Origin of the sequence: Bacillus sp. GbtcB10 (assembly GCF_019091365.1) — a bacterium.
Taxonomy (GTDB): Bacteria; Bacillota; Bacilli; order Bacillales; family Bacillaceae; genus Bacillus; species Bacillus altitudinis.
In genome coordinates this window covers 1-318 of sequence record NZ_JAGXJP010000059.1, presented here as the reverse complement: position 1 = coordinate 318, position 318 = coordinate 1, and the positions used below count along the sequence as shown (strand labels likewise).

Sequence of the window (318 nt, the reverse complement as noted above, 5' to 3'; positions counted from 1 at the left end):
TTGTATCAAATGATCATGCTTAGCGAATTCATCCTCCGTGAGCTCACATAAATGACCGATATCTACTTCTTTTCTAAGATCGCTTAAAGCAGATTGACATTCCGTACGGCGCTCATTGTATTTGGAATCTGCAAGTGTTCGTTTTTTATTTGTATTGGCAATGACAAGTGCCAGACCCCCTTGCCGAAATGGGCTGTATTCAAAGGAAAGTGTGTCACAATTGAGCAAAATAGCGTGACCATCTTTTCCCAGACTAATTGAAAACTCATCCATAATGCCCCAGTTCATGTCAATAAACTCATTTTCAGCACGCTGCGC

General features: G+C 41.2%; 1 pseudogene. It reads right to left on the bottom strand.

Annotation, left to right across the window (positions count from 1 at the left end):
* A pseudogene (locus tag KVT11_RS19645) lies at positions 1-318 on the bottom strand (galactokinase); the annotation flags it as partial.